Source organism: Methylobacterium sp. J-001 (genome assembly GCF_022829565.1).
In the GTDB taxonomy this organism is placed as follows: Bacteria; Pseudomonadota; Alphaproteobacteria; order Rhizobiales; family Beijerinckiaceae; genus Methylobacterium.
In genome coordinates, this window is the sequence record NZ_JAKSYN010000227.1 from 20,375 (window position 1) to 45,486 (window position 25,112).

The 25,112-nt window shown below is 67.0% G+C and carries 26 protein-coding genes and 1 tRNA gene; 7 read left to right on the forward strand and 20 right to left on the reverse strand.

Features of this window, described 5'->3' with window-relative positions; all coding sequences use genetic code 11:
* Nucleotides 1–418 precede the first annotated feature (418 nt).
* The 3 genes from MKK65_RS29650 to MKK65_RS29660 are packed head-to-tail and all read left to right on the forward strand — an operon-like array spanning nucleotide 419 to nucleotide 2,268.
* Nucleotides 419–934 (forward strand): hypothetical protein, encoded by a 516-nt coding sequence (locus MKK65_RS29650; RefSeq protein ID WP_243961778.1) that lies wholly within the window; start codon nucleotides 419–421, stop codon nucleotides 932–934.
* Between the two features lies 1 nt (nucleotide 935).
* Entirely contained in the window at nucleotides 936–1,124 is a 189-nt protein-coding gene (locus tag MKK65_RS29655; protein ID WP_243961780.1) for a hypothetical protein, read from the forward strand.
* Nucleotides 1,111–2,268, forward strand: coding sequence for a tyrosine-type recombinase/integrase (locus MKK65_RS29660; RefSeq protein WP_243961781.1), 1,158 nt, complete (start codon nucleotides 1,111–1,113; stop codon nucleotides 2,266–2,268). The genes MKK65_RS29655 and MKK65_RS29660 overlap by 14 nt, the downstream gene beginning before the upstream one ends.
* A 6-nt stretch (nucleotides 2,269–2,274) precedes the next feature.
* Here the strand turns inward: MKK65_RS29660 and MKK65_RS29665 are convergent.
* From MKK65_RS29665 to tsaE, 3 genes are all read right to left on the reverse strand, one after another.
* A tRNA-Arg gene (locus tag MKK65_RS29665) sits at nucleotides 2,275–2,351 on the reverse strand.
* Nucleotides 2,352–2,453: 102 nt separating this feature from the next.
* Nucleotides 2,454–3,194: a nucleotidyltransferase family protein gene (locus MKK65_RS29670; RefSeq protein WP_243961783.1), complete on the reverse strand. Its 741-nt coding sequence runs from the start codon at nucleotides 3,192–3,194 to the stop codon at nucleotides 2,454–2,456.
* Between the two features lie 78 nt (nucleotides 3,195–3,272).
* A complete protein-coding gene (tsaE, locus tag MKK65_RS29675; protein WP_243961785.1) occupies nucleotides 3,273–4,823 on the reverse strand; it encodes a tRNA (adenosine(37)-N6)-threonylcarbamoyltransferase complex ATPase subunit type 1 TsaE in 1,551 nt (516 codons plus the stop codon).
* 399 nt (nucleotides 4,824–5,222) lie between these two features.
* Between tsaE and cynS the strand changes: the two genes are divergently transcribed.
* Nucleotides 5,223–5,711 (forward strand): cyanase, encoded by a 489-nt coding sequence (gene cynS / locus MKK65_RS29680; RefSeq protein WP_058195089.1) that lies wholly within the window; start codon nucleotides 5,223–5,225, stop codon nucleotides 5,709–5,711.
* Between the two features lie 69 nt (nucleotides 5,712–5,780).
* Here the strand turns inward: cynS and MKK65_RS29685 are convergent, their stop codons facing one another.
* From MKK65_RS29685 to MKK65_RS29715, 7 genes are all read right to left on the reverse strand, one after another.
* Nucleotides 5,781–9,047 carry an efflux RND transporter permease subunit gene (locus MKK65_RS29685; protein WP_243961787.1) on the reverse strand — a complete coding sequence of 1,089 codons (3,267 nt, stop codon included), beginning with the start codon at nucleotides 9,045–9,047 and terminating at the stop codon, nucleotides 5,781–5,783.
* 458 nt (nucleotides 9,048–9,505) lie between these two features.
* Nucleotides 9,506–9,940 (reverse strand): tellurite resistance TerB family protein, encoded by a 435-nt coding sequence (locus MKK65_RS29690; RefSeq protein WP_058195018.1) that lies wholly within the window; start codon nucleotides 9,938–9,940, stop codon nucleotides 9,506–9,508.
* Nucleotides 9,941–10,131: 191 nt separating this feature from the next.
* Complete coding sequence (locus tag MKK65_RS29695; protein WP_243961788.1) at nucleotides 10,132–11,211, reverse strand: IS630 family transposase; 1,080 nt, start codon at nucleotides 11,209–11,211, stop codon at nucleotides 10,132–10,134.
* Nucleotides 11,212–11,349: 138 nt separating this feature from the next.
* On the reverse strand, nucleotides 11,350–12,261 hold the full coding sequence (locus MKK65_RS29700) for an NAD(P)H-hydrate dehydratase (RefSeq protein ID WP_313902074.1): 912 nt from the start codon (nucleotides 12,259–12,261) through the stop codon (nucleotides 11,350–11,352).
* Between the two features lie 10 nt (nucleotides 12,262–12,271).
* A complete protein-coding gene (locus MKK65_RS29705) occupies nucleotides 12,272–13,036 on the reverse strand; it encodes a histidine phosphatase family protein (protein WP_243961793.1) in 765 nt (254 codons plus the stop codon).
* 86 nt (nucleotides 13,037–13,122) lie between these two features.
* Nucleotides 13,123–13,611 (reverse strand): CinA family protein, encoded by a 489-nt coding sequence (locus MKK65_RS29710; RefSeq protein ID WP_243961794.1) that lies wholly within the window; start codon nucleotides 13,609–13,611, stop codon nucleotides 13,123–13,125.
* A gap of 27 nt (nucleotides 13,612–13,638) precedes the next feature.
* Nucleotides 13,639–13,860 (reverse strand): hypothetical protein, encoded by a 222-nt coding sequence (locus MKK65_RS29715; RefSeq protein ID WP_243961796.1) that lies wholly within the window; start codon nucleotides 13,858–13,860, stop codon nucleotides 13,639–13,641.
* Nucleotides 13,861–14,030: 170 nt separating this feature from the next.
* On the opposite strand from MKK65_RS29715, the gene MKK65_RS29720 reads away from it, so the two are divergent.
* Complete coding sequence (locus MKK65_RS29720) at nucleotides 14,031–14,300, forward strand: hypothetical protein (RefSeq protein WP_243961797.1); 270 nt, start codon at nucleotides 14,031–14,033, stop codon at nucleotides 14,298–14,300.
* Between the two features lie 98 nt (nucleotides 14,301–14,398).
* The gene (locus MKK65_RS29725) at nucleotides 14,399–14,671 is read left to right on the forward strand and encodes a hypothetical protein (protein WP_243961798.1); all 273 of its coding nucleotides are present in this window, start codon (nucleotides 14,399–14,401) and stop codon (nucleotides 14,669–14,671) included.
* 308 nt (nucleotides 14,672–14,979) lie between these two features.
* On the opposite strand, the gene MKK65_RS29730 is transcribed toward MKK65_RS29725, so the two are convergent.
* The 3 genes from MKK65_RS29730 to pgeF all read right to left on the reverse strand — a co-directional run bounded on the left by MKK65_RS29730 (nucleotide 14,980) and on the right by pgeF (nucleotide 17,859).
* Nucleotides 14,980–15,738 carry a DUF2076 domain-containing protein gene (locus MKK65_RS29730; RefSeq protein ID WP_243961800.1) on the reverse strand — a complete coding sequence of 253 codons (759 nt, stop codon included), beginning with the start codon at nucleotides 15,736–15,738 and terminating at the stop codon, nucleotides 14,980–14,982.
* A 213-nt stretch (nucleotides 15,739–15,951) separates the two neighbouring features.
* Nucleotides 15,952–16,803, reverse strand: coding sequence for an outer membrane protein (locus tag MKK65_RS29735; protein ID WP_409565524.1), 852 nt, complete (start codon nucleotides 16,801–16,803; stop codon nucleotides 15,952–15,954).
* A gap of 285 nt (nucleotides 16,804–17,088) precedes the next feature.
* Entirely contained in the window at nucleotides 17,089–17,859 is a 771-nt protein-coding gene (gene pgeF, locus MKK65_RS29740) for a peptidoglycan editing factor PgeF (protein WP_243962049.1), read from the reverse strand.
* A 146-nt stretch (nucleotides 17,860–18,005) separates the two neighbouring features.
* Between pgeF and MKK65_RS29745 the strand changes: the two genes are divergently transcribed.
* On the forward strand, nucleotides 18,006–18,203 hold the full coding sequence (locus MKK65_RS29745; RefSeq protein ID WP_058194731.1) for a hypothetical protein: 198 nt from the start codon (nucleotides 18,006–18,008) through the stop codon (nucleotides 18,201–18,203).
* 33 nt (nucleotides 18,204–18,236) lie between these two features.
* On the opposite strand, the gene MKK65_RS29750 is transcribed toward MKK65_RS29745, so the two are convergent.
* The 7 genes from MKK65_RS29750 to rplI form a co-directional block, all read right to left on the reverse strand.
* Nucleotides 18,237–19,307: a class I SAM-dependent methyltransferase gene (locus tag MKK65_RS29750; RefSeq protein WP_243961802.1), complete on the reverse strand. Its 1,071-nt coding sequence runs from the start codon at nucleotides 19,305–19,307 to the stop codon at nucleotides 18,237–18,239.
* A complete protein-coding gene (gene lgt, locus MKK65_RS29755) occupies nucleotides 19,304–20,209 on the reverse strand; it encodes a prolipoprotein diacylglyceryl transferase (RefSeq protein ID WP_058194729.1) in 906 nt (301 codons plus the stop codon). Before lgt ends, MKK65_RS29750 begins: the two co-directional genes overlap by 4 nt.
* Before the next feature lie 83 nt (nucleotides 20,210–20,292).
* Nucleotides 20,293–21,195, reverse strand: coding sequence for a VOC family protein (locus tag MKK65_RS29760; protein WP_243961803.1), 903 nt, complete (start codon nucleotides 21,193–21,195; stop codon nucleotides 20,293–20,295).
* Nucleotides 21,192–22,094: an SMP-30/gluconolactonase/LRE family protein gene (locus MKK65_RS29765; protein WP_243961804.1), complete on the reverse strand. Its 903-nt coding sequence runs from the start codon at nucleotides 22,092–22,094 to the stop codon at nucleotides 21,192–21,194. The genes MKK65_RS29760 and MKK65_RS29765 overlap by 4 nt, the downstream gene beginning before the upstream one ends.
* Before the next feature lie 10 nt (nucleotides 22,095–22,104).
* Nucleotides 22,105–22,554 (reverse strand): cupin, encoded by a 450-nt coding sequence (locus MKK65_RS29770; protein ID WP_058194726.1) that lies wholly within the window; start codon nucleotides 22,552–22,554, stop codon nucleotides 22,105–22,107.
* Between the two features lie 93 nt (nucleotides 22,555–22,647).
* Complete coding sequence (locus tag MKK65_RS29775) at nucleotides 22,648–24,135, reverse strand: replicative DNA helicase (protein ID WP_058194725.1); 1,488 nt, start codon at nucleotides 24,133–24,135, stop codon at nucleotides 22,648–22,650.
* Nucleotides 24,136–24,535: 400 nt separating this feature from the next.
* Nucleotides 24,536–25,108, reverse strand: a complete 573-nt coding sequence (rplI, locus tag MKK65_RS29780) for a 50S ribosomal protein L9 (protein WP_058194724.1) — start codon at nucleotides 25,106–25,108, stop codon at nucleotides 24,536–24,538.
* Nucleotides 25,109–25,112 lie beyond the last annotated feature (4 nt).

Sequence of the window (25,112 nt, forward strand, 5' to 3'; positions counted from 1 at the left end):
GCTGCCGCCCGCTGTCTCCAAGAGCGCCTGCTGAGCGGGTCGGTTCGGGGCGAGGCCCGATATAGCCGTGCCCGCAATGAGACAAATCAGGCTCAAAATGACCATTGTGACCATCAAAAACAATCTATCGATCACAGCAATGCAAAAATTACGGTCAAAGCCGTCTGCGAAGACTGACTATGCAAAACGACAAGGCTGAAAAATAACATATGGGTGAGTTTCAGCAGCGGAACGCGAGTGTGACCAATTGGCCACCTCATCGCCACACACACCCATGCAGCATTCCGGTATCTCTGACCTAAACCCTGTCGCCAATCGTTCCGCGGCGCCATGCGGCTCCCGACGATCGCAGCATGACCACGCTTTACATCCGCTGTAGACCACTGTAGAACTCTACTGCGCTTGTAGAGGCACGACGATGAGCATGACGGTAGCCGAGATGGCGGAGCGAATTGCCGGCAGCAGTGACGGCGTGCCGGCCGGCACGATCGCGCGGCAGATCCGCAACTGGGCTCAAGCCGGTCTCTTCGGCGATCTCACCTTGCGTGGGACCGGACCGACGGCTGCGCAGATCTTTGAGGACGAGCATCTGGTCACAGCGCGCCTGTTCAACATCCTTGGGCGGCTCGGAATGAACGTCGCGCATTTCGAGGTCGTGAAGCGTCTGCTCAACAATGCTCCGCTGACTGAATACCCGGTCGGAAGAGCCTATCGTCGTGGCCTACCCTTCGTCCTTGAGCAGTTCCGGGCTGGGCAAACCGACTGGCGACTTCTGCTCTACACAGACACGGAGGGAGCCATCCAAGCTGGTGGTTTTGACCGGGATGCTCAACCTCATCCGTTGGTTGAGCAGACTGGCCCGATCGTCATCTCGATCCGCTTCGCTGCAATTTGCAGCCGCCTCTTTCCTTCCGCTGAGGAGGCGTCGGCCTAACATGCCCCGGCGGCAGATCATCACTCAGGCGGCTATCGCCCGCGCCGTGAAAGGCGCTCAGGCCGCCGGCCTGAAGGTTGGGCGTGTCGAAATCGAGGGCGGCAAGATCGTGCTCTACTCCGGCGAGGACGTGCGGCCGGAGCCGGCGTCAAAACTCGACGCATGGAGGGCCAGCCGTGACGCGCGTTAAGCTCAAGGGCATCAACACGGTCCGCAAGCTGCTCGCCGACGGATCGCGGGCTGTCTACCGCTATCATCGGGCTACAGGCCTCCCCTTGGAGGGCGAGCCCGGATCGCCCGAATTCATGACCTCCTACGCGCGGGCGCAGGAGACGCTGAAGGCTCGACACAGCGGCGAGACGTTCGGTGCGTTCATCCGCGCCTACACGACCTCACCGGAATTTACGGAGCGGCTAGGGGCAGCCACGCAGCGCGAGTACAAGCGCATGCTGACCAAGGCGGAGCCCGAATTCGGCGACATGCCGCTTGCTGCCTTGGAGGATCCTCGCGTCCGACGCGACTTCCTCGACTGGCGTCAGAAGGTGGCGAAGGCGTCGGGCGATCGGGAGGCGGACAATCGCCTTTCCGCGATCTCGGCCATGCTCACCTGGGCGGTCGACGGCAGTCGGTTGCCGACGAATCATCTGAAGGGGTTCAAGCGCCTCTACCACGCCGATCGTTCGGAGATCGTCTGGCTCCCCGAGCATGTTGCGGCGTTTATGGCGGTGGCGCCGATTGAGTTGCAGCAGGCGCTAATCCTGGCGCTCCATACCGGGCAGCGCCAGGCGGATCTGCTGAGCCTAAAATGGATCGCCTACGACGGCGATGTCATCCGCCTCCGGCAGGGCAAGAGCCGCCGCAACGGAAAGCCGGGGCCACTGCTGACGATCCCGTGCACGTCAGCGCTGAAGCGGCTGCTCAACGGGATGGAGCGCACGTCGCCTCTGGTCCTCACGACCAAGACCGACCAGCCGTTCCAGAAACGGTATTTCGCGGAAACCTGGGAGAAGGCGTCCAAGCGCGCCGGTCTCGACAAGGTGAGCCTTCCCAGCCTCGACGAGCCGGTGAAGCTTCACTTCCACGACCTACGCGGGACGGCGGTGACGTTGCTGTCTGAGGCTGGCTGCACGCCGCAGCAGATCGCCACCATCACGGGGCACTCGCTCAAGACCGTACACGCGATCCTAGAGCGCTACCTCGCGCGCACCCGCGGTCTGGCGGAGCAAGCGATCCACAATTTCGAGAACTCACCGCGAACAAAGTTTGCAAACCAACTGCAAACTGTCGATCCGGCCGAGCAAGTAGCAAGGGAGAAAGTTTATGCGAAGCAGTAAGTTAGATGGCGCGCCCGAAAGGATTCGAACCTCTGACCCCCAGATTCGTAGTCTGGTGCTCTATCCAGCTGAGCTACGGGCGCCTGTCACGGCGGCGGGGTCTTGGCCCGCCGGTGTGAAGGGGCTTCTAGAGGCTCGGATCGGGCTTGGCAAGACCGATTGTGCCGAACCTGCAGCCGCGGGCACTACGGGGTCCGGGCGCTCGCCCGCACCTGCTCCTCGGCGGCGCGGATCGCGTCCGGCGTACCGACATGGAGCCATTGGCCGTCGAGGCGCATGCCCGAGAGTCGGCCGGTCGCGATCGCCCGGTCGAACAGCAGGTTGAGCGAGAAGGCGCCGTCCGGCGTGTCGGCGAAGAGGCTCGGGTTCAGGATCGCCACACCCGCGTAGATGAACGGCGCGACCGTGCGCTCGCCGCGGCGCTCGAGGCGGCCATCCGCATCGATGACGAAATCCCCCGCGCCGTCGTAACCGAGGCTGGTGGCGGTGGGCGCGACGAGCAGTAGGGCGTCCATGCGCTCCGGATCCCAGGCGTCGATCAGCCGGCGGAGATTGGGAGTCGGGCCTTCGAGCCAGAACGAATCCGAGTTCAGCACCACGAACGGCGCGTGGCCGAGGAGCGGCAGCGCCTTGCGGATGCCGCCTCCGGTCTCCAGGAGGGCTGCGCGCTCGTCCGAGACCTGGATGGCGGGCCCGCTCGTCCGGCGGGCGAGGTGCCCCTCGATCAGGTCGGGCAGGTAGTGGACGTTGACGATCGCGGTCTCGATCCCAGCCTCCGCGGCCCGGTCGAGGGCGTGGTCGAGGAGCGCCTTGCCGGCCACCTCCACCAGGGGCTTCGGCACCGTGGCGGTCACCGGCCGCATGCGCTTGCCCAGGCCCGCGGCCAGCACGAACGCACGGGTGACGGCGGGGGCGGGCTCGCGCATGCGGGGATCCGAATCAAGCATTGCATGGTTTCAAAAGGTCTCCGACCTTTTGCGGGTGCAGGGCGGAGCCCTGCGAACTTAGGCCTCCTCCCCGGAGGCGACCAAGCCCGGCAGATGCGCCGCGTGCCAGGCCCGCAGCTCGGCCAGCGCCGGATGGGCCAGGTTGCGGGCGAGATAGCCCTCAATCCGCGGCAGGTGGGCGAGGTAGCCGGGCTTGCCGTCGCGCCGGTCGAGCCGGGCGAAGATCCCCAGGATCTTGGTGGCGCGCTGGGCGGCCAGCAGGGCGTAGGCGGTGGCGAAGGCGCCGACATCGAAGGCCGGGTCCCGGCTGCGGCGCTCGCGGGCGTAGAGCCCGAGCAGACGCAGCTCGAACTCGGCGCTGGTATCGACCCTGGCATCCTGCAGCAGCGAGGCGACGTCGTAGGCCGGATGGCCCATCACGGCGTCCTGGAAATCGATCAGCCCGACCCGCTCCAGGCCGTCGCGCTCGGGCAGCCAGATCAGGTTCGGCGAGTGGTAGTCGCGCAGGGTCCAGGTGGCGCGGTCGGGGATCGCGTTCTGCAGGGCCACGCGCCACAGGGCCACGAACTCGGCCCGGTCCGCCTCGGAGAGCGCCACGTTCCGGATCGCCGGAACGTACCATTCGGGCATCAGCTCCGCCTCGAACAGCAAAGCCGCCTCATCGTAGCTCGGCAGGACATGCTCGATACCGTCCGCCACCGGCAGCACCGCGGGCAGCGGCGTCGCGTGGAGCTTGGCGAGGAGGCGCACCGCCTCGGTATAGCGCTCGGGCCTGGGGCTGCCGCCCTCGACCACGGGCTCCTGGCCCAGATCCTCAAGGATCAGCAGGCCCTCGGCGAGATCCTCGCCGTAGATCTTCGGCGCCGAGAAGCCCAGCGCCCGCAGGCCGCGGTCGAGGGCGACGAAGGCGTGGACGCTCTCGGCCAGGTGGACGATCGCGCTGTAGGGTTTTCCGTCGCGCACCGCCGGGCCATCGGGCCGGGGCGGCGCGATCATCAGCACGGCGGTGGTGCCGTCGGGCTTGGTCAAGCGCTCGTAGGCGCGGGACGAGGCGTCGCCCTGCATCAGGGTGCGCTCGGCCAAGTCCCAGCCGCTGCGGTCGAGCAGGCGTCGCACCGCCCGGGCCCGGTCGAGCCGGGCGCGCATGCCGCCGGTGCCGTCGATCCGGGCGAGGCGCGCCTCGGCGCCGAACTCGGCGCGCAGGGACAGATCGATGGTGAGAACCGGGCCGTCGCGGGGCGGCATCCGGTCGGGCCACTCGACGAGGGTGATGGCGTCCTCGGCCATCTCCTCGAAGCCGAGCTCGACCAGTTCGTCGGGATCGCGCAGGCGGTAGAGGTCGGCGTGGACGATCGTCCGGCCGTCGCGGGCCGTGTAGGGCTGGATCAATGTGAAGGTCGGGCTCGGCACCTCCAGGCGCGGATCGCCGGCGAGCTCGCGGATCACCGCCCGCGCCAGGGTGGTCTTGCCGCCGCCGAGGCCGCCCGAGAGCGCGACGACGTCGCCGGGGAGCAGGAATTCGGACAGGAACAGGCCGAGATCCTCCGTGGCCGTCTCCTCCGGCAGCACGAATTCCCAGGGGGCCGGCGGCGCGGAGGCGCCCGCCATCTGTTCGTCCTGATCGTCGCCGCCCAAAATCCGCCTCCGAGACCCCAGGGTGCATGGTCCGAAAATAGGCCGCGGATGCAAGCGTTTCCGGTCCGGGCGGCACGCTTCCCGCCGGTCCGGTGCATCGAAACCACGCTTCGGGGCTCTTCGCAGGGTCGATGTCCCGCGCCTCACAATTTTGGGTTTCTGCGAAGAATTGGCTGGCGCATCCTTTGCTACTTCGCGGTTTCCGCGTGTTTCGGCCGAGCCGGGACCGCGATCCGCGTTCCGCACCCGGCGCCGACCGAATCCCCCTCGTCGGTCCCGGGCCGGGTGCGCACCCCGCCCGGGGTGGGGCGAGGCCGCGCTCCGTCCGCGGCCTCGCCCGAACCAGCCAGACACATGACCACGGAGCCGAGCATGAAGCGCGCCGACCTGACCGAGAAGCTTCTCGACATCAAACGCGAGAAGGGCTGGAGCTGGGCCCATATCCACGAGGCGATCGGCGGCCTCTCGCCCTTCCTGATCACCGCGGCCTGCATGGGCCAGATGAAGTTGCCCAAGGCTCAGGCGCAGCGGGCGGCCGAACTGTTCGGCCTGAGCATCGCCGAGGAGCGGATGCTCAACGAGGCGCCGTACCGCGGCTCGATCCCGGCGATGCCGCCCACCGACCCGCTGATCTACCGGTTCTACGAGCTGGTGATGGTCTACGGCACGACCTTCAAGGAGCTGATCCAGGAAGAGTTCGGCGACGGCATCATGTCGGCGATCGACTTCAACATGGAGATGGCCCGGGAGGCCAACAACAAGGGCGACCGGGTGAAGCTGACCATGTCGGGCAAGTTCCTGCCGTACAAGTATTACGGCAACGACGACGACACGCCGGAATACGGCTTCAAGGAGGGGTGAGCGGATGAGCGGGGCTTCCCCTCCCCCCTCACCGCGAGGGGAGGGAGCCGGAGCGGACGCCGTGGCGCCTCACGCCGCCGCCGCTTCCGTCTCCAGATAATCCTGCACCGGCTGCGCGGCCCCGCCGCGCAGCAGCACGTAGAGGAACGGCACCAGCAGCAGGGTCGCCGGGGTGGCGAAGGCAATGCCGCCCATCACGGCACGGGCGAGCGCAGCGTTCTGCTCACCGCCCTCGCCGGTACCAAGCGCCATCGGGATCAGCCCGAAGAACATCGCCGAGGCGGTCATCAGCACCGGCCGCAGGCGGGTCTCGCCGGCGGTGATCGCCGCCTCCAGGGCGCTGCAGCCGGTGGCCTCCCGGTGCTCCTTGGCGAAGGTGACGAGCAGGATCGAGTTCGCCGAGGCGATGCCCACCGACATGATCGCCCCGAAGATCGACGGGATCGAGAAGCTGGTCCCGGTGATGAACAGCGCGAAGGTGATCCCGCAGAAGGCCATCGGCAGGGCCGCGATCACCACGAACGGGTCGCCCCAGCTCTGGTAGTTCACCGCCATCAGCAGGTAGACCGCGATCAGCGCGATGCCGAGCCCGATCTCCAGGCGGAAGAAGGCCGAGCGCATGTTCTCGATCTGGCCGCGCACCGTGATCTTGTCGGGCGCCGGCAGGGTCTTCTGCTCCTCCTGCACGATCGCGTCGATGTCGCGGGCGACCGAGCCGAGGTCCCGGTCCTGGACCGAGGCGAAGATGTCGAAGGTCGGCTGGATGTTGACGTGGTTGATCACCGTCTGGGTCGGCACCCGGCGCAGTTCGGCGAGGCTCGACAGCAGGGTCAGCACCCCCGGGCCGGTGCCGGCGGTGGCGGCCGCGCGCACGAACATCGGGGTGTTGCGCAGGTCGGTCAGCGAGGCGTTGCGGTATTCCGGCGTCTGCACCCAGAGCTGGTAGGGGATGCCGGTCTTGGGGTCGGGCCAGAAGTTCGGCGTCACCTGATAGCTGCCCGACAGCGAGATGTTCATGTTCTGCGCCACCTGCTGCTCGGTGAGCCCCTGCTCGGAGGCCAGGCGCCGGTCGACGTCGACGTAGAATTGCGGCTCGTTGACGATCTGCTGCAGGTGGACGTCGACCAGGCCCTTGGTGTGCTTGAGCCGCTGGACGATGCGCTGGGCGACCTCCAGGTCCTTCTCCTTGTTCCGGCCGGAGACCTGCACGTCGATCGGGGTGATGACGCCGAAATTCAGGATCTGGGTGATCATGTCGGCGGGCTGGAAATAGGCGATCAGGTCGGGGAAGCGCTTCATCAGCACCTCGCGCAGGCGCTTCTTGTAGCCGGCCACCGAGCCGTGGCCCTCCTTGAGGCTGATCAGCATCTGGCCGTCGTTGTAGGAGACGAACGAGCCGTCCGAGAAGGCGAAGTTGTAGTTGGTCGAGGGCAGGCCGATATTGTCGAGGATCTGCTCGATCTCGGCCGGCGGGATCACCTCCCGGACGGTGTCCTCGACCTCGGCGAAGACCTGCTGGGTGGTCTCGATGCGCATGCCCGTGCGGGTGCGCAGATGCAGGGTCATCTGGCTCGCCTCGATCTCGGGGAAGTAATCCTCGCCGACGAAGACGAACAGCAATCCGGTGGTCCCGAGGATCAGGCCCACGACGCCCAGGGTGGCGAGCCGGCGGCCCAGCACCGCGTGCAGCAGGCCGATATACCCCCGGTGGAACCGGGTGAAGCCGCGCTCGAACGCCCCGTGGACGCGCCCGGCGAGGCGGAACAGGGGCCCCGAGACGAAGCCGAAGGCCCGGGCGAGGCGGCCCCGGCGCGGCGGATCGCGCGCGTCCCGGTCTTTTGCATGCTTCTGCCGGTATTCCGGCGCCACGATCACGTCGATCATGAGCGGCACCAGGGTGCGCGACAGCAGGTAGGAGGTCAGCATCGCGAACACGACCGCGAGCGCCTGCGGGGTGAACAGGTACTTTGGCGTATCGGTGAGCGCGAACACCGCCGTGAAGGCCGCGCAGATCGACAGGGTCGAGATCAAAGCCGGCTTGGCGATGCCGGCGGCGCCGTGGACCACGCTCTCGCGGAACTCCTCGCCCTCCTCGAACAGCCGATAGGTGTTCTCGATCGCCACGGTGGCGTCGTCCACCAGGATGCCCACGGCGAGCGCGAGGCCACCCAGCGTCATCACGTTGATGGTCTCGCCGAGCGCCGCCAGCACCGCGAGCGAGGTCATCACGCAGAGCGGGATCGAGATCAGCACGATCAGGGTCGAGCGCCAGGAGCCGAGGAACAGCAGGATCGCGAGCCCCGTGAGCGCCGCCGCGATGGCGGCCTCGTGCAGCACGCCCTCGATGGCGTTCGAGACGAAGACCGACTGATCGAACAGCGGCTTGATCGTCAGCCCCTCGGGGGCGGCGGCCCGGATCGTCGGCATCGCCGCCTTGACGTTGTTGACGACGCTGAGGGTCGAGGCGGTGCCGTTCTTGATCACCTGCATCAGCACGGCCTGGCCGCCATCGGCCCGGACCACGTTGATCTGCGGCGGCCCGCCGTCGCGGACATAGGCGACGTCGCGCATCAGCACCGGCTGGCCGGCCACGACCTTGATCGGCGCGAGATTGAGGGTCTCGATCGAGGGCGGCGTGGCGTTGAGCTGGATCGGGTATTGCTGCTCACCGATCTTGGCCAGCCCCGACGGCACCGTGAGGTTCTGGGCCGTCATGGCGTTGGTGACGTCCAGCGGGGTCAGGCCGAGCGCCTGGAGAGCGTTCAGGTCGAGATCGACCATGATCTGCCGGGGCGCACCGCCGAACGGCGCCGGCAGGGTCGAGCCCGGCACCTGCGCCAGGGTCTGCCGGATCCGGTACTGGGCGTAGTCGTAGACCTGGTTGAGGCTGTCCTTGGCCGAGGTCAGGGCGAGCTGGATCACCGGCACCGAGGAGGCCGAGTAGCGCACGATGATCGGCGGCTGGGTGCCGGCCGGCATCGCGGCCCGGATCGAGTTGGTCGAGGACACCACCTGGGCGATGGCCAGATCGATGCTGACCGCGGGATCGAAGTAGATCCGCTGCACCGCCGTGCCCTGGAGCGTGGTCGACTCCATGCGGCGGATGTTGTTGACGTTGTTGGAGATGCCGTACTCGGCATAGGTGGTGATGCGCTGTTCCATCTCCGGCGTCGACAGGCCGGTATAGGTCCAGACCACCACGACGACCGGGATGTCGACGACCGGCAGCACGTCCTTGGGCATCACGACGAGCGCGCCGACGCCGCCGAGCATCATCAGCACGGCCAGCACGTAGGTCGTGATCCGGAACTTGAGAGCGTAGAGGACGAGGCCCATGCGGTCTCCGCCGGCCGGCGCCGGACCGGCCTGTTCGCGACGCGTGTTGGCGTACCAAATACCCGAGCGGTTTCGCTATCATGTCCGGGCAGGCAAGGGGCGGGCCGCGACGCCGCAGGGACGGAGCGCTAGGGGCGGCGATGGTTATGCAGCGTCAACGGATGGGGCGGCCGGACAGGCGTGCTCTGCCCTCCCCCCTTCGCGGGGGCTACCGGATGCGCAGATCTGTCTCCGGAAGGCGCGAGGCGCTCTCCTCCCCCTTGCGGGGAGGAGTTGGAGGTGGGGGTGGTGCAGGATGGGGCGTCCCGGTGCCTTCTGCACCACCCCCACCCCTGACCCCTCCCCGCAAGGGGGAGGGGAAAACCGCCCCTTCTTTCAACGTATTGGTATCAGGCAGGGATGTGTGAATCCGGTAGCCCCCGCAGAGGGGGGAGGGAGACGCGCACCTTGCGCCCGCCTCAGCGCAGCAGGGCGGACTTGTCCACGTGGAGCGCCGCGCCAATCTCGTCGAGCGCCTTGTGCTCGACCTCGCTGATGCCGCCGAAATCGGCGACGTCGGCGCCGATCAGGAAGACGTCCTGGCGCTGGTCGATCGGCCGCTCCGCGATGGCGCCCACCAAGCGCAGGTTCTCCAGGCGGCCGGCCCGGGTCTTGGCCCGGGCGATGGCCTCGTAGAGCTCCTGCTCGACCCGCAGGGTGTCGTAGGATTTCTCAAGGATCGGGTTGGCGCGGATGCCGCCGATCGCCGACTCGATCTCCTCCTCGGCCACGTCGCCGTCGGCCACGATGACATTGGCCGCGGCCGAGACCGCAGCCTGAAGGAAGACGGCATCGCCCGCATACGACATGATCGTGCGGCCGAACCGAAGGATGGCGTCCTGGAAAATGCTCATGCCGACCTCCCGTGCGGTCGGAGATGGCGGATATTGTGGCGGCCGAGTCAAGATCCGGCTGCGCTTGCGCCGGGGACTGACATTCTGGGCTCGCTTTATGGTTTCGCGGGCGCGCGGCGCAGGGGTCACATCCGTTTCCGGTTGCAGGCACGCAGCCGCCTTCTCCGTCATTGCGAGCGCAGCGAAGCAACCTAGTGGATTGAATCCAACGTTTGATGCCCCCGTGCTGCGGCCGCGATGATGGTGTCTGGGTCGGCTTTCCAGCGGAAGGGGGTCGGGTCGAGGTTATGTTCGGCGAGGTAGCGGTTGATGGCTGCCTGTAGATCGACGACGCCGAGGAAAGTGCCACGCCGGAGCCGGCGCTTGGTGAGGGCAGCGAAGAAGCCCTCGACGGCGTTCAGCCAGGACGCACTGGTTGGGGTGAAGTGGAAGGTGACGCGCGGGTGGCGAGCCAGCCAGGCGATGACCTTGGGGTGCTTGTGGGCCGCGTAGTTATCGAGGATCACGTGCATGGCCTTGCTGGCCGGGACGGTTTTCTCGACGGCGTTGAGGAAGCGGATGAACTCCTGATGGCGATGGCGTTGCATGCAACGGCCGACGACCTTGCCATCCAGCACGTCGAGGGCGGCGAACAGGGTCGTCGTGCCGTGGCGCTTGTAGTCGTGCGTCATGGTGCCGACCCGGCCTTTTTTCAGCGGCAGTCCCGGTTGCGTTCGGTCGAGAGCCTGGATCTGGCTTTTCTCGTCGATCGACAGCACGACGGCATGGGCAGGCGGGTCGACGTAAAGCCCGACGATGTCGCGGACCTTGGCGGCGAAAGCCGGATCGTTGGAGAGCTTGAAGGTCCGGATGCGGTGCGGCTGCAGCCCGTGCGAGTGCCAGACGCGCTGGACATAAGAAAGGCTCACGCCTGCCGCCTTCGCCATGGCCCGCCCGGTCCACTGGGTCGTCTCGCCCGGTGGCTCGGCCAACGTCAGGGCGACGATCCGCTCGCCCACTTCGGGTCCGAACGGCGCGATGCGCGAGGGACGTGTTTTGTCGCGCAAGAGCCCGTCCACGCCTTCCTCAGCGAAGCGCTCCTGCCAGCGCCAGACAGCGGTCTTGCTCTTGCCGGTCTGGCGCATGACCGCGTTCGTGCCGAGCCCGTCAGCCGTGGCGAGCACGATCGCAGCGCGCCAGACGTGTTTCTGAGGGCTGTTGCGGTCCGCCATGATGGCTTCGAGCCAGGCACGGTCCGCAGCGTTTACCTCGACGATGATCCCAGGGCGCATGCCCCGGACTCGCACACCATCACCGCGACGGGAAGCCCATGAGGGACTCTTCCGTCGCCTTCACTCCACTAGGCTCGCGAGGATGATGCCGGAGAATGGCCGCGAACACGTCCAACCGGATGCCGCATCGGGCTACAGCTACATCAGAACTTCGGCGAGGATGAACGGTATCTCGCCAGGGATTTCGCGAGCCAGGAAGCCGATGCCCCCGTAGCGGCGTGCGAGACGTCGGCCAGCTTCGCCGTGGGCGTAGACGCTCCACAAGGCGGCCGCTTCCGGCTCGGCGCCGCGGGCCAGAAGGCCGACGACGAGACCTGCGAGTGTGTCGCCGGAGCCCGAAGTCGCCAATCCGACGTGACCCGCTTCATAGCACCAAGAGCGGCCGTCCGGGACAACGACATGCGTGGAACCACCCTTCATGACCGTGACGGTGCCGAAATGCTCGCTCGCCCGGCGTGCCGCTGCGAGCGGATCCGCCTCGATCGCTTCGCGTTCCTCGCTCAAGAGCTGCGCCATCTCGCCGGCATGCGGGGTGATGATCGCCGGCTTGGGTAGGCGGCGCGTCAGGTCCGGCTCGGCGCGCAGCGCGGCAAGGGCACCCGCGTCGAGCACCAGCCCGGCCTTGCCAGCGCCGCGGATAAGCGCGCTTGTCACGCCTGCGCCATTGGCATCCTCGGACATGCCGGGGCCGACCAGAACCGCATCGACGCGCTCAGCCCGTTGCGCGAGATCGTCGGCGCAGGCTTGGTCGATACCGCCATCTGCAGTCTGCGACAGGCCGACGACCAGGGCCTCGGGCACGGCAATCCCGATCGGGATCGCCAGATCCCGGCAGACCGCGAGCTGCAGCTTGCCGGCGCCGGCCCGAAACGCTGCATGGGCCGCCAGCAGGACGGCTCCCGGCAAGCTCGTACACCCCGCTACGATGAGGACACGGCCGCGGCCATCCTTGCTATCGCCGCCTGGCTCGGGCGGAGCCATGCTCCGCAGCACGTGCTCGGTAATCGGCGTGACGGTGCTCATGGATTCCCCACTCGCCCAACGCCCCATGCGCACCGGTTTATGTCGCGGCCGCGTCGGCGTCAGGCTCGGAGGTAACGGGTGTGCCCCCCGCCTCAAGGGGTGCGACGAAGTTGTAGCGGACCAGCGTGAAGCCGCCGCCGGGGGCGGCCGAGGCCGAAAAGGCATATTCCGTCACGCCGCAATTCAGCACGTCGCCTTCCGCATCAACGGCCAGGATTTGGGCCTCGGTCATCTCTTCCAACAGGTAGCGCAGGCATAGCACCACGACCTGGTGGGCGACGATGAGGATCCGGCGGCCATCATGGTGCAGGCCGATTGTGTCCAGAGCGCTGCGCAGGCGCAGGATCACGTCGCACCAGCTCTCGCCGCCCGGAGGACGATGATAGAACTTGCCTAGATCGCCGCGCAGCGCGGCCTGCTCGGGATGGTGTTGCTCAATGCCGACCCGGGTCAGCCGGTCCAGGATGCCGAACTCTTTTTCGCGCAGCCGCTCGTCGACCAAGAGCCGCGGCGAGCCGGAGGCGAGGCCGCCGGTCCTGCGGATCGCCTCCGCAGTCTCCAGGGCACGCCGATAGGGCGAGGCGAGGACGAGGTCCGGACGTTCGCCATCGGGCAGGCTGGCGAACCAGTGCCCGAGCGCCCGCGCCTGCCGGTGGCCGAGCGCGCTGAGCGGCACGTCGACGTCACGTTCCGGAATGTCGATGCGCGCGGCGCCCGCGGCCTGCGCGGCGTCGCGGGCGACGTTACCGGAACTCTCGCCGTGGCGTACCACCCACAGGCGCAGCGGGTGTCTCTGGGGCACGTTGATCTCCTGGGGGGCCATCGGCTCGACAGGTCGGAACGTCGCGTCGGGACCCGCGTTCCGCGGGATAGAGATCCGATTTCCGATCAGCGCCCCTCAGCCAGGGCGTCGCCCAGCAGGTCGAGCAGGCCTCCGGCGAAAGCCCGCATGTTGGCGACGCGATCCGCGCTGCCAGTCTTGAGGGTGGCGAACAACTCGACGGGCCCGCTGACGGCCAGGCAGGTATGGCCGGCCGCATCGCCATAGCGATTGCCTATTGGGCCGGCGGCCCCGGTTTCAGCAAGACCCCAGGTCGCGCCATGCCGCGCCCGCACCGTCCGGGCGAGTAGCCGTGCATAGCCTTCAGAGGCCGAGCGCACGCCAGCCATTGCGCCGTCGTCGATGCCGAGCAGGGCAGAGCGAGCCGTGGCCGTGTAGACCACGGCGCTCCCGAGGACATACGCGCTGGCGCCCGGGACTGACAGGAGCGCGGCCGAGACGAGGCCGCCGGATGACGATTCAGCGACAGCAAGCGTCTCGTTGCGCGCGATGAGTGCCGCCCCCAACGCGGCGGCTTTCGGCAGCAGGTCGTGCATGACGGATCCTCCGCGGCACCGCGCCGGCTACGCGCCGGATTGGGACCAGGTTTCAATCGTCTCGCCGCCGGAGTGAAGTTCAACGCGGTGTGAATGCGCCGCATCCCGCAACTGACACAAATCGATCGCCGATGCGAAGCGGGTTCGGGCGGCCACCTCGGTCTCGACATCCTCCGTGATGACTTCCTGGCCGTCGCGGAAGGTGATCACCCGGAAGGGCGGGTGGTCTTTCAGGTCACTGGCTTCCATGGCTGTCAGCTCCGATCGTGTGTGTTCCGGCCGGTAAGCGTCCGTCGAGGCGGAACGTTGCGCCTAGCGCCGCGACGCCAAGCCTTCGGATCGGCCACGGTTCATTAACCCTACAATCGTAGCCCCAAGGCTCCTCAACACGCGTGGGTGTCATGCCGAGACTGGGCCACATGATCGTCGACGGGTTGGCCCTCGTCCTGGTCGGTGCTGGCCTGACGGCCGTCGTCGTGGGCTACGAGCGCAACCTGCCCGAGCCGGTTGCGCAGGTCACTGAAAGCGCGTCGGATTGGGCGGATCCGATCACAACAGGCGCGATCACGCCACGGATCGCAGAGGCCTCGATCGGCTCGGCATCGCCCCGGCCGAATTGGATCCTTGAGGATGTGAGCCGATCCTCCACGCCGGGTACGCGGGTGTGGACAGATCCGCCGGCTCGGTGATTGGGTTGGTCGCGAACATCGCCCCATCCGCACCGAACAGTCGGTCCTGAGCTGCGTTACCCCAGGAGCCCGAAGACGGGCCGATTGAGGAAACGCACATGCGCATGAAGATTTACGGCATCGCCGCAGTTCTCGCCCTCGCCTTGACGGGAACCGCCTACGCCCAGCAGCCGGCCGGAGGCGGCAGCGCGACCGGCAACATGAACAACCCGGGCTCAGTGAAGAGCGACAGTCAAAAGATGAATGAGGGCGCTACAGGTTCGACCATGGGCTCAACCCCAGGCACGGCCGGCGCAGCGACCGTACCGGGCACTGGCACCGCGCGCCCGGGCGTCGGTATGGGTACCAACACCACTGCGCCTGCGCGGTAGCCAACTACCGACACCGCGGCCAGCGGCCTCGGTGTCGTTCCGGTAACAGATTAGCCATGAGGCAAGCGTCGTTCGGTAATCGGTCTTCGAACCTCACCGACTGGAGGCGATGCAATAGCCCGTTCGCCTTGTACATCCCGAGGCTACCCGACCACTGAGACGTACAATCACGGGTGGGGAGAGTCGCTCCCTCGTCGATCCATAGCGATGCGCAACATAGTCTTGCACACGCTACACGTGCGGCAAACACCGATAACCACAAAAAGCCCGGCCGCAACTGCATGCGACCGGGCTCCGACTCGATGCGATCAGGTCCAGTCGCTGTCGTCACCGCCGCCGAGATCGCCGCCGAAATCACCGGAGGGATCGCTGAAGCTGGCATCCTGGAAATCATTGCCGCCACCGCCGTCGAGGGCAGAGCCGAGATCCTGATTGCCGCCGTCGCCGTAGTAGTTGTTCACGACCGTCTCACCACCGCCACCGAGGCCCGCCGCCGCGGCACTGCCGAGGCTCGAATGCCCGCCCGCGAAAGCGTTCGAGAGCGCGCTGCCGAGCAGCATGCCGCCGGCCGCACCAGCTGCCATCGGCAGCGCGGTCGCCATGAAGCCGCCGCCCCGGGCCGGCGCCTGCGGTTGACCGCCCCACGGACCACCCTGCTGCTGCGGCGGGTATCCTGGTTGCTGTTGCTGATAGCCTTGCTGAGGGTAGCCTTGTGGGGCGGCGCCGCCGCCCCATGGCTGGCCAGTCGGGCGCTGCTGCTGGCCGTAGCCAGGCTGCGGCTCCTGGCGCTGGCTGCCGCCGCCGAAGATGCTCGATAGGAAACCGCCGCCGCCGCTGGAAGATTGGGCCGGGGCCGCTTGGTTGCGCGCCTGCTCGAGCTGCTGATTGAGGCTCTTGATCGCCTCTTCCTGCACGTAGATTAGCTGCGCCATCGCGTAAGGCGCGTAAGGCTGCGTGCGGAGCTTGTCGGCGATGAAGCGCTCGGCCTCCGCGTCGCGGGGCTGGCTCTGGGCCTGCTCCAGGCGCTGGAAGATGCCGGAGATGACGTCGCGTTCTTCGCTATTCATGGAGTTTTCCTCCTCGAGTCGTACCCGCGGGCTCGAACGCTCCGCACGGCCGAAGAGGAGATGGGGGTGCGGTGACGCTTTGTCAGGGGAGGTTGCGAAAACTTCATCCAAGCCCGGGATGCGCAACCAAGGCGTGAAAAAGCCCGACCTCTCGGCCGGGCTTTCTCATCCGTTGCAATCGCCTCGGCGCGGCCGGCGCGCCGAGGCCGGGTCTTAGTACGAGCCGAACTTGTAGTTCAGGCCGGCGCGGACGACGGCGAACTCGTCGTCGCGGCGGCCGATCGGGGTCACATAGGCCGGGGCGAGGTTGGCGGCGTTGACGAGCAGGACACCCTGGTTGCGAGTACCGCGGTCGAGATTCACGTACAGGCCTTCGACCTTGAGCGTCACCGCCGAGGAGCGGAAGAAGTTCAGGAACGAGTCGGTCGGGAGCGCGTACTCGATGCCGCCGCCGACGGCGTAGCCGGTGCGGAAGCTGTCGTTGCCGGCGTAACCGCCGAACGAGCGGTCGGCGCTGCCCGAGCCGTAAGCGAAGCCGCCGGTGCCGTATACGAGGGTGCGGTCGAAGGCGTAGCCGAGGCGGCCACGCACGGTACCGAAGTAGTCGAGGCTGGCCAGACCGCGCGGGTCGTTGAGGATCAAGCCGGGGGCGATCGCGCCGCCGCTGACGAAGGCGTTGTTCCGGTCGCGGCCGAAGTCGAGGTACTGGGCGTCGGCCTCGATGCCGACGACCACGCCGGAGCCCGGGGTGAACTGATAGTTGTAGCCTACCTGGGCGCCGCCCGAGAAACCGTCCTGGCTGCGGTTGCGGAAGGTGGCCACGGCGGCCGGGCCGCTGGTCAGGCCGACGCCGCCCGGGATGACGAAGGTCGAGTTGTTGGAGCGGCTGCTGGCGTCGAAGGCGTAGCCGGCGTTGATACCGAAATAGGCGCCGGTCCAGGTGAACACCGGCACGGGGGTGAAGATCGGCGGCGGGGCGGCGCGGCGCGGCAGGTCGGCAGCGAAAGCGGAGCCGGCAAGGGCCACGCCCGCGAGGGCGGTGGTGGCGCGAAGAAGGAATTTCATCATCTGGTCCTCACGGGTGGCCCCGCGCCGGCCTCTATGGACGGACACGGAAAGCGGATCTGGCTACGTTCCAGCGGTTCCAGGGCGCTTTGCGCTCTGCGGTATCGCCGACCGCTTATCGCGGCCCCTTATGGCAATCCGCCGTTTTTCCCCGGCACCTCACGCGTCTAAACGCACTCGAATGGTCAAGGTTCGCTTACGGCCACGCTTTTTTTCGGCTTCTCGGATCGACAAAGTGTCGCACCCCCTGGACGGCAATGGCAGCGCTTGGAAATCAGGCCCGGTTCACGTCGTCAGCGCGATGGCCGAGATCAGGCGTCCGTAATCGGTTTCGCCGCGGTGGGTTGTCCGACGGAAGCTGTAGAACCGGTCCGGATCGGCGTAGGTGCAGAGGTTGAGCGTCGCGACTTCGCCGACCTCCGCCTCCCTAAGCCGCGCCAGGATGAAGCCCGGGAGATCGAACTGCGCGTGTCCCTCGCGCAGTCCGGCCCCGAGGAAACGTTCCATGCCGGGAGCCTCTAAGCGGAAGCGCGCGACGAAATCCGAGCCGACCTCGTAGGATGTCTGGCTGATGGTCGGCCCGAGCACGGCGACGATCTGCCGCCGCCGCGCACCCAACGTCTCCATGGCTCGCACCGTCGCGTTGATCACGCCGGTGAGCGCGCCCTTCCAGCCGGCATGGGCAGCGCCAACCACGCCGTTCTCCGGATCGGCGAACAGGATCGGCCCGCAATCGGCGGTTGCAATCCCCAGAGCGAGGCCCGGCATCCGCGTCACCATGGCATCGGCCTTCGGGCGGTCCGCGGCCGCGAAGGGTCCTTCAACGACGACAACATCGGCCGAATGGACCTGATACAGGCTGACCAGCCGCTCCGGCGGCAGGCCAAGCTGGGCGCACATCCGCGTCCGATTCTCGGCCACGCGCTGCGGCTGATCCTGGGATCCAAGTCCGCCATTCAGCGTAGCGTAGACGCCCTCCGATACGCCACCGATCCGGGTGAAGAAGGCGTGGCGCACGCCCGCATGCGATGAGAGTTCCGGCGCCTCGATTGACATGCCTGCAGTCACGGTCGGCTCCCTCGCCATCCTGATGTCGCACTCGATAACGGAATGGGTGCCCCTTGACGATGTCGTGGAACCGTCAGATTCTTGCTGCATTGCAGCATGAGTCCGGGTTCCGGATTCTTCCGAGAAGGATCGCAATGTCACGACGGACCGAGAACGACTCCCCGATCGAGACCACCGCCCCCCAGGTTCCGGAGCGTCGGAGCCAGAGCGCGGCCGAGCATCCCGTCGAGCGTGAGCCCGGCCCCTTCGACCCGTCCGACCCGAACCCGCCTGCGCCGCCAACGCCGCGGGCGCCGAGCGCCTCAGACGCCGGGTTCGGCTCGTTCGGCTGACGACATCCTGAGCCGCCGCCTGGAGACCGAGCCTCAGGCCTCGGGAAATCCGGGTAGCGGCCCGTGATCCCGGCCGCTGACGGCCAGGACCTTAAAGAGGCTTCCCATACCGCCTCGGCTCCCGTCCGTAAGCCGTCGGACGGCCGAATCAATCGCCGCGGCCTGAACCGCGGTGGCGCGAGTTTTCAGGTGCTCGGCCCGTGCGTTCAGGCCGAGGGCGAGCAGGAAGTCCCGCTGCGCAACCGGCCCGTGAACGATCGCACCCTCCGTGTGAGCGGCTTTCGCGAGCGCAGCGAAATCGACGTGGTGCGTGAGATCCGCCTCGCCTGGCGCGGCCAGCGGGTCGGCGAAGCGATGTCCCGACAGGGCCTGCAGCGTGTCGCCGAAGCCCGGCCGGACATGGCCGTAATCGATCGCCAACAGGGCGCCGCCGGCTTCCCGCATGCGATGCGCAAGAAGCCGCATCAGCCCCAGGCCAACCCCCGGTACGCTGAGCAGCGCACCCTCCGGGCCGTCAGCGTCCAACCCCGGCGTCGCCTCCGGGGCGAGGCCGAACACGAGATCACCCTCGGGACCAAGCCCAACCTGCCGCTCATGCCAGCCGGTGGCGTGGCGCTCGAATTGGCGGACCGGCAGGCAGTCGAAGAATTCGTTGGCCAGGATGATCGCCGGGCCCTCGGGCAGGGTCTCGATCCCAGCGTGCCACGTCGCGCCGGTGCCGGCGAGGGCTCGTTCCTGCACGGCTCGCAGCACCGGGCTGGTCTCGACAAGATGCGGCCTGATCTCCGCGCCCGGGGCCGCTATCCGCAGGGCACGCAGGGCGTCCACCATCAGCGTGCCCCGGCCGGGACCGAGTTCCACGAGGATCAGCGGCTCCCTCTGGCCTCGTTGGCCGTGGATGTAGCCTGCCCAGGCTCCGATCAGCTCACCGAACATCTGGCTGATCTCGGGGGCCGTAGTGAAATCGCCCTTAACACCAAGCGGGTCGCGGGTGCGGTAATAACCGTGGACCGGGTGGCCGAGGCAGAGCGCCATGTAGCGGTCGATGCCGATCGGCCCGCCATGGCGGATCAGTGCCGCAATCTCGGCTCCAAGCGGCGTCACGCCTTAGCGGGCGCCTCGCGCGCCGCCTCCTGCGGATTAGACGCGGCGACCGGGTTGCGCGGACGGGTTCGTCCCGTGCCCGCCAGGACGATGTAGGTGAGCCCGACGATCATCATCGGAACGCAGAGCAGCATGCCCATGGTCACGCCGCCGCCCATCGGCCCGAGATGGTCGCCGAACAGGAAGCCGAGCTGCCGGTCCGGCTCGCGGAAGAACTCACAGAACGTCCGGGCCAAGGCGTAGCCGAAGACAAAAATGCCGCCGAGCAAGCCGGGCTTGCGGAACCCGAACCGGCGCACGGCGAGCGCCATGACGATGAACAGCAGCAGGCCCTCGGTGGCCGCCTCGTAAAGCTGGCTCGGGTGACGTGGCAGCGGCCCGCCCGTCGGAAATACGATTGCGTAGGGGAAATCTGGCGCGATCCGCCCCCAGAGTTCACCATTCACGAAATTCGCGATCCGACCGAAGAACAGGCCGATCGGCACGACCACAGCGCCGATATCGAGCAGCGTGTAGCCGTTCAGCTTCTTGGCGCGAGCGAACAGCAGGAAGGCCAGGATCGCGCCCAGAAAGCCGCCATGGAACGACATGCCGCCGTTGCGGATCGCCAGGATCTCTATCGGGTCGGCGAGGTACATCGGCAGGTTGTAGAACAGCACGTAGCCGATCCGTCCGCCGAGCACGACGCCGAGCGCCACCCAGACGACGAGGTCATCGATGTCGACCACCTGCGGGCGCTTGACCACGCCCCACAGGCTGTCGGCCATGACGAGGCGGCGCGCGTAGTACCACCCGCCGATCAGGCCGGCGATGTAGGCGAGGGCGTACCATTTAATTGTGATCGGCCCAATCGCGAGCGCCACCGGATCGATGGCCGGAAAGGGCAGGGCGAGGAGCGGCATCGATCTCACCTCCGGGGCGGCCGGATTGGACGCGGGAGGGGCGGCGCGTCAAGTGCCGGGCGCACCGCAGTCGTTTGGGGGCATCAGGCGTTCATCAATAGGAACCCATGCCCGTCCGGCCCAGCACAATAGGCAACTGAGCCATCGCCCGACGCCCGTGGCGCCAACCCCGCCTTGCGCAACGCCCACACCAGACCCTCCAGTTCGTCTACCGCGAAGATGAAACGGGTCGAGGCGCGGTCAGCCGGGCCAAACGGGGCTGGGGAGGCTCTCCGGATGATCGGCCGTCGATAATGCAGCACTTCGACATGCGGCGCGAATACAGGGGGGGCGAGCGCGATCACGTCCAACTCCGGATCGTCGACCCCATCGAGCCGCACCTGTTCGGGCCCCCGGTTCAGCCCGGTCTGCGCGACCGTGAGGCCGAGGGGGCCGGTGAGGAGTGTCAGGGCCGCAGTGAGATCGGTTACGGTGATCGCCGAATGGTCGATGCCGAGGAATAGGCCCGGTGCGTTGCGCCAGCGTTTTGCTGGAGGACCGTCGGGAAAAAAGATCAGCTCCAGCGGGTGGCCGTCCGGGTCGCGGAACTTGTAGGCGGTGACGCCCCCGGAGGATGCTGGCAGGACCTGCGCGCCGCCCCGGCTGATCGGGGCCGCCCCGAACCGGGCGAGCCGCGCCATCGCGGCATCCATGTCGCGCACCGGGATCGCGAGGTGCTGGAAGAACGGATCTGTCGCCGCCGGATCAGCGGGGTAGGGCGCGCCGGGCGGCTCGACTGCCAGGAAGGTTACAATCTGGCCGCCGAGCCGCAGGCGCAGTTGCGTTGCCTGCCGCCCCGCAAGCCCCATCGCCTCGGCTTGCGCATCTGGTACCGGCTCCGGCGGGGCGACCCGCTGGAAATCGAGCCCGTCCTGATAGAAGGCCTCTGTGACCGATAGATCCGCGACCGTGCGGCTGAAACCGGTGATGGCCCGGATGCCGCTCACAGCAGACGTGCTCCGCGCACGTTAGTGTAGATCGCGTAGAGCGTGTGCGAGGCACAGAGGAACAGACGACTGTTGTTGCGGCCGCCGAAGGCGAGATTTGCCACCGTCGAGGGGACCAGAATCTTGCCGAGCAGCTCGCCGCTGGGATCGATACAGTGAACGCCGTCGCCAGCGCTCGACCAGAGATTGCCGTGTTCGTCGCAGCGGATGCCATCGGCATTGCCCGGCGCGATCGTGCAGAACACCTTTCCCCTCGACAAGCGGCCATCCTCGGCGACGTCGAACACGCGCACCTGCTGGACAGGATCGGCGGCGAATTGAAGCCCGGTCTCGACGACGTAGAGTTTTTGCTCGTCGGGGGAGAAGCACAGGCCATTCGGGCCCTGGAAATCATCCGCGACCACGCCCAGAGAGCCGTCACGCGGGTCGAACCGATAGAGTGCGGCTGGTAGCTCGGACTCCTGCTTGCCGCCCTCGTAATCGGTCTGGATGCCGTAGGGCGGGTCCGAGAACCAGATCGTGCCGTCGGACTTGCAAACGATGTCGTTGGGCGAGTTCAGCCGCCGGCCCTGGTAGTGCTCGACCAAGCCGGTGATGCTGCCGTCGAGTTCGGTGCGGTGAATGCGCCGGCTGCGGTGCGAACAGGAGAGCAGCCGTCCCTGCCGATCCCGGGCGTGGCCGTTCTCGAAATCGCCGGCCTCGCGGTAGACGCTGAGGCCGCCCGCATCCGTCCAGCGCATCACCCGGTTGTTGGGGAGATCCGAGAACAGCAGCTCGTTGCGGTCCCCGAAGAAGACCGGTCCCTCGGTCCAGGCGAAGCCCTCGGCGAGCTTTTCCAGCGGCGCGTTCGGCAGCACATACGCCTTGAAGCGCGGCTGGGTCAGCTCAATGCCGTCCATCGTGCGGCCCTTACTTGAAGCGACCGGGCTGGTTCACGGTCGGCTCGACCTGGAGCCCCGTGACGATCATCGTGCAGGGCTCGTCGCCCACGGTGCCGGAGAGGTGGCCCTTCTTGCCGTCGCGCGCCTTGGTGTTCTGGTCCTCGCCCATCATCAACTCACCCGGGCCCATCTCAACCCGGTGGCCGTCCATCGTCTCCACGAACCAGCGGCCCGACAGGATCGCGATCCATTGCGGCCGCGGGTTCTCATGCCACTCGCCAATCCAGCCGACCGGCAGGACCGTAAAGGTCACCACCGACGGTGCCGGTTCCATCTTGTCGTTCCACTGGGGCGCCGTTTCGGGATTGATCCCCTCGAACTTGAAGCGCTCAATGGAGAAGAGCTCCTGGCGGCTTACCCCCTCCGCGTCGGTATAGACGTGCCAGTATGGCATCTTCGGAGGTGTCGGCTCGCTCATCGTCGATCCTGCGCTGCGGAAAAATCGTCCTCCGCACAACGGCCTGATCTGACGATGGTTCGCGGCGGTGCTCGGCCGCCGCAACAGGGTCGATCACATCTGCTCGGGTAGCCGCTCGCTCTGGGCCAAGTTCGAGAACCGGGTGATGTTGGCGTCGAACTGCAGTTCCACCGTGCCGGTCGGGCCGTGGCGCTGCTTGCCCAGGATGACTTCGGCCTTGCCATGGACGCGGTTCATCTCCGCCTCCCAGGCAAAGAATTCCTCGGTGCCCTCGCGGGGCTTCTTGTTGTTGACGTAGTATTCCTCGCGGAACACGAACATCACCACGTCGGCGTCCTGCTCGATCGAGCCCGATTCACGCAGATCTGAAAGCTGCGGGCGCTTGTCGTCGCGGTTCTCGACCTGACGCGAGAGCTGCGACAGGCCGATGATCGGCACCGCCAACTCCTTGGCCAACGCCTTCATGCCTGTGGTGATCTCGGTCATCTCCTGCACGCGGTTGTCGCTGCGCTTGCCGGAGCCGGAGAGCAACTGCAGGTAGTCGACAATCAGCAGATCCAGGCCCTTCTGGCGCTTGAGACGCCGGGCCCGGGCGGCGAGCTGGGCGATCGAGATGCCGCCGGTCTGGTCGATGTAGAACGGGATTGTCTGCATATCCCGCGCTGCGTCGGTGATCTTGTAAAAATCCTCTGGCCGGATGTCGCCGCGGCGGATCTTGTACGAGGGCACGCCCGATTGCTCGGCGATGATACGGGTGGCGAGCTGCTCGGCCGACATTTCAAGGGAGAAGAACCCGACGATGCCGCCGTTGACAGTCTGCATCGTGCCGTCGGCCGCCTTCTCGCCGCGATACGCCTTGGCGATGTTGAAGGCGATGTTGGTCACCAGCGAGGTCTTGCCCATGGCCGGGCGGCCCGCGAGGATGATCAAGTCGGACGGCTGCAGGCCACCCATCTTGGCGTCGAGGTCGGACAGGCCGGTGGCGATGCCCGAGAGCTTGCCGTCGCGCTGGTAGGCTTTGGCGGCCATGTCCACCGCGGCGGTCAGCGCGTCCGAGAACTTCTGGAAGCCGCCGTCATATTTCCCGGCCTCGGCGAGCTCGTAGAGACGCCGCTCGGTCTCCTCGATCTGGTCTCGGGGCGCCTGCTCGACCGGTGCCTCGTAGGCGCCGTTCACCAGATCCTCGCCGATGGTGATCAGGCGGCGGCGGATGGCGAGATCGTAGATTGTCCGACCGTAGGCACCGGCGTTGATCACGGTGGTCGCGTCGGCCGCCAGCCGGGCGAGGTACTGCATCACCGTCTGGCCGCCGAAATCGGCGTCGCCCAGATAGGTCTTCATGGTGATAGGCGTGGCGAGCTTGCCGGCCCGGATCAGGGAGGCTGCCACCGAAAAGATCTGCTGGTGGGCATCCTCCATGAAATGCTCGGCCAGGAGGAAGTCCGACACCCGGTAATAGGCGTCGTTGTTCACCAGGATGGCGCCGAGCAGCGCCTGCTCCGCATCGATGTTGTGTGGAGCGACGCGGTACTCCGCTTGAACCGCTTCCAGCTTGGCCGTGAGCGCATTGGGCAGGGCCATCGGCAGACGACTCCGAATCAGGCGCCGGGACGGGCGCACCAGGATCACACCGCGTGACCTTGGCCACGGTAAGGTTACCGAAGCCTGGAGCCGCGAGACGGATTTCGGTTCCGCTATGAGGCTCTAGGTCTTTGGTCTTGTATCGTCTGCCGCTGGAAGCCGCCCAATCGGGACGACGCCTTGGCCTACGGTTGGTTCGTCCCGGCCTCGGCCCGGACAAACAAACGCCCGCCGACTCTTACGAGGGGCGGGCGTCCATGCTGGAACAAAACTGGAACGTGTCAAGTCTCAGGACGGAAGATCCCCAATCTCCACCGGTATACAGCGCGGTGGATGACGCCGCTCCGTCAAGGACCCAAAGCTCTTGCGAAGCGGCGCACGCGGGGAAGCCCCGAACGAATCAGCCGCGGTCGTCGGCGCCTTCGCCGGCATCGGCCAGAGCCATGCCGACTTCCAGGCCGAGGTCGTCAAGGTTGAACGCTTCGCGCTCAGTGACCGACTCGCCGCGGGCCTGACGCTCGGCCTCCTCGGGGCTGCGGGCGACGTTAACGGTGACCTGCACCTCAACTTCCGGGTGCAGCACCACCGGGACGGTGTGCAGGCCCAGCGTCTTGATCGGCTGGTTGAGGATGAACTGACCCCGATCGACCGTGAAGCCTTCCTTGGCCACAACCTCCGCGAGGTCGCGGGTCGAGACGGAGCCGTAGAGCACGCCGGTCTCGCCGGATTGGCGAATGAGGATGAAGCTCTGGCCGTTCAGCTTCTCGGCGACGGCCTCGGCGTCCTTTTTGCGGTCGAGGTTGCGAGCCTCGAGCTGGGCGCGCTGCGCCTCGAAGTGCTTCTTGTTGGCTTCCGTCGCGCGCAAGGCCTTGCCGCGAGCGAGCAGAAAGTTGCGGGCGAATCCCGGGCGGACATTCACGGTCTCGCCCATCTGGCCAAGCTTGGCCACGCGCTCGAGCAGGATCACTTCCATCGTC

Excerpts from the sequence above, each read along its gene's own strand:
- MKK65_RS29655 (WP_243961780.1), top strand. The coding sequence starts at position 936 with ATGCCCCGGCGGCAGATCATCACTCAGGCGGCTATCGCCCGCGCCGTG.
- MKK65_RS29765 (WP_243961804.1), bottom strand. The coding sequence starts at position 22,094 with ATGGACGGCATTGAGCTGACCCAGCCGCGCTTCAAGGCGTATGTGCTG.
- MKK65_RS29690 (WP_058195018.1), bottom strand. The coding sequence starts at position 9,940 with ATGAGCATTTTCCAGGACGCCATCCTTCGGTTCGGCCGCACGATCATG.
- cynS (WP_058195089.1), top strand. The coding sequence starts at position 5,223 with ATGAAGCGCGCCGACCTGACCGAGAAGCTTCTCGACATCAAACGCGAG.
- MKK65_RS29695 (WP_243961788.1), bottom strand. The coding sequence starts at position 11,211 with ATGCGCCCTGGGATCATCGTCGAGGTAAACGCTGCGGACCGTGCCTGG.
- MKK65_RS29770 (WP_058194726.1), bottom strand. The coding sequence starts at position 22,554 with ATGAGCGAGCCGACACCTCCGAAGATGCCATACTGGCACGTCTATACC.
- MKK65_RS29685 (WP_243961787.1), bottom strand. The coding sequence starts at position 9,047 with ATGGGCCTCGTCCTCTACGCTCTCAAGTTCCGGATCACGACCTACGTG.
- MKK65_RS29700 (WP_313902074.1), bottom strand. The coding sequence starts at position 12,261 with ATGGGGCGTTGGGCGAGTGGGGAATCCATGAGCACCGTCACGCCGATT.
- MKK65_RS29710 (WP_243961794.1), bottom strand. The coding sequence starts at position 13,611 with ATGCACGACCTGCTGCCGAAAGCCGCCGCGTTGGGGGCGGCACTCATC.
- tsaE (WP_243961785.1), bottom strand. The coding sequence starts at position 4,823 with ATGGCGGGCGCCTCCGCGCCGCCGGCCCCCTGGGAATTCGTGCTGCCG.
- MKK65_RS29735 (WP_409565524.1), bottom strand. The coding sequence starts at position 16,803 with ATGAAATTCCTTCTTCGCGCCACCACCGCCCTCGCGGGCGTGGCCCTT.
- MKK65_RS29720 (WP_243961797.1), top strand. The coding sequence starts at position 14,031 with ATGATCGTCGACGGGTTGGCCCTCGTCCTGGTCGGTGCTGGCCTGACG.
- MKK65_RS29745 (WP_058194731.1), top strand. The coding sequence starts at position 18,006 with ATGTCACGACGGACCGAGAACGACTCCCCGATCGAGACCACCGCCCCC.
- MKK65_RS29670 (WP_243961783.1), bottom strand. The coding sequence starts at position 3,194 with ATGCGCGAGCCCGCCCCCGCCGTCACCCGTGCGTTCGTGCTGGCCGCG.
- MKK65_RS29730 (WP_243961800.1), bottom strand. The coding sequence starts at position 15,738 with ATGAATAGCGAAGAACGCGACGTCATCTCCGGCATCTTCCAGCGCCTG.
- MKK65_RS29650 (WP_243961778.1), top strand. The coding sequence starts at position 419 with ATGAGCATGACGGTAGCCGAGATGGCGGAGCGAATTGCCGGCAGCAGT.
- MKK65_RS29775 (WP_058194725.1), bottom strand. The coding sequence starts at position 24,135 with ATGGCCCTGCCCAATGCGCTCACGGCCAAGCTGGAAGCGGTTCAAGCG.
- rplI (WP_058194724.1), bottom strand. The coding sequence starts at position 25,108 with ATGGAAGTGATCCTGCTCGAGCGCGTGGCCAAGCTTGGCCAGATGGGC.
- MKK65_RS29715 (WP_243961796.1), bottom strand. The coding sequence starts at position 13,860 with ATGGAAGCCAGTGACCTGAAAGACCACCCGCCCTTCCGGGTGATCACC.
- MKK65_RS29725 (WP_243961798.1), top strand. The coding sequence starts at position 14,399 with ATGCGCATGAAGATTTACGGCATCGCCGCAGTTCTCGCCCTCGCCTTG.
- pgeF (WP_243962049.1), bottom strand. The coding sequence starts at position 17,859 with ATGTCAATCGAGGCGCCGGAACTCTCATCGCATGCGGGCGTGCGCCAC.
- lgt (WP_058194729.1), bottom strand. The coding sequence starts at position 20,209 with ATGCCGCTCCTCGCCCTGCCCTTTCCGGCCATCGATCCGGTGGCGCTC.